Raw genomic sequence first — 1,819 nt, 5'->3', positions numbered from 1 at the left:
TGTGAACGGCAGTAGGATCCCTTGATATTCCGCGCATGACATGGCCGAATGTGCTCCGTCTGGTCGGCTGGTGGCCTCTCGATCGTCGAACTGACCGGGGCAACGTGCCCAATCAGCCTCTCGATCGGCGAACTGCCCGGACTAGAGCAGCGCGAGCAGTTCGTCGACCTGCTCGTCGGTGGTGTGCCAGCTCGTGCAGATGCGCATCACGGTGTGCGTCTCGTCGGCGCGTTCCATGAAGCCGAGCCGCACATGCTCTTCGAGCCGTTCGCGGGTCGGCTCGTCAAGCGTGATGAAGATCTGGTTCGTCGGCGCCTCGAACGTGAGCGTGTAGCCCTTCTCCCGCAATGCCGTGCGGATGCGGTCGGCCACCTCGTTCGCGTGGCGGGCGATGCGCATATACAGGCCGTCGGTGAACAGCGTGTCGAACTGCAGGCCCAGCAGCCAGCCCTTCGCCAGCAGCGCGCCATGCTGCTTGATGAGCGTGAGGAAATGCTTTGGCGTGTAGGAATAGTCGCCGTGATGCGTGAACACGACCGCCTCGCCGAACAGCGCGCCCACCTTGGTGCCGCCGATGTAGAACACGTCGGCGATGCGCGCGAGATCCTCGAGCGTCACGTCGTTGCCGGTCGCGGTGAGCGCGTAGCCGAGACGCGCACCGTCCACGAACAACGGCATATGGTAGGCGTGGCAGACCTCGGCGATGGCCTCGAGCTCGGCCTTGGTGTACAGCGTGCCGTATTCGGTGGCCTGCGAGACGTAGACGCAGCCGGGGAAGACCATATGCTCGTAGTTCGCGTCCGCGTAGAACGTGGCGCAGTATTCGTTGAGCTCCTTTGCGTCGATCTTGCCCTCATGATGGGGGAGCGTGAGCACCTTGTGCCCGCTGGCTTCGATCGCGCCTGCCTCGTGGACGTTGACGTGCCCGGTCGCCGCGGCGACGACGCCGGCGTACGGCGGGGTGATCGCGTCGATGATGGTCTGGTTGGTCTGCGTGCCGCCGACGAGGAACCACACGTCCGCGTCCGGTGCGCCGCACGCCTCGCGGATCTTCGCCTTGGCCGACGCGCAGATGTCGTCCGAGCCGTAGCCGGGGAACGTGGTCGTGTTCGTCTCGGCGAGTCGCGCGAGGATTTCGGGGGTGGCCCCGCAGGAATAGTCGTTTTCGAAGGACAGCATGTCGGCTCCTTGGATGCGTTGCCGTTGCGTACGACGGCGATCGGTTTCGGCTGGCGGGGTTGCCCCGCGTGCGAAGGCGAGTCTACCGCGCGGCTATGTCTCCGAGATGATTGGTTTGCGTGTGATGCCTGCTGCATGATGGCTGCATGGCGCATGTTCCGGCGCGATGCGATGCCGGCGCGGAACGAACGAGGGCCCGTACGGATCGGTTCCGTACGGGCCCTCGTCTGAAAGGAGGTTCTCATGATAAGCCGTGTGCCGCGCACCGCCCTGTGCGCATCTGTTGTTGTTCTGTTGTCGGGGTGGGGTTCCGTGGTGCTGTGCCTGCCTTGGACTGTTTGTCTTCGCGTGTCTGGCGCCGTCGCCTCGTTGCCGCCGGATGAAGTTATATGGAGGCGTTGCGCATGGTTCTCACAACCGCGGCGCTTCGTTGCGGCCTGCCGGCTTCCCGACCGACCTACAACTCCGGCCTCCATGTAACAGTATACGCCGTTCGGTGATCGGACACGGCGGGCGACGTGCCTCACGTTTTTTGAGCGCGTAGGGTGTGGTGGTGCCTCATCGGGAATGAGCGCGAACGGTATCGGTCCTGTTTGGCTTGTCTTATGGAAGACAGGATCAGCATGGCGACGAAGCGGCA

1 protein-coding gene is annotated in these 1,819 nt (G+C 63.9%); it reads right to left on the bottom strand.

Annotated elements, in window-relative coordinates:
* Window positions 1–141 precede the first annotated feature (141 nt).
* Window positions 142–1,179 carry a threonine aldolase family protein gene (locus JS533_RS13580; protein WP_241515350.1) on the bottom strand — a complete coding sequence of 346 codons (1,038 nt, stop codon included), beginning with the start codon at window positions 1,177–1,179 and terminating at the stop codon, window positions 142–144.
* Between the last annotated feature and the right edge of the window lie 640 nt (window positions 1,180–1,819).

The organism is Bifidobacterium amazonense, assembly GCF_018555435.2.
Taxonomy (GTDB): Bacteria; Actinomycetota; Actinomycetes; order Actinomycetales; family Bifidobacteriaceae; genus Bifidobacterium; species Bifidobacterium amazonense.
This window is presented reverse-complemented; position numbering and strand designations above follow the sequence as displayed.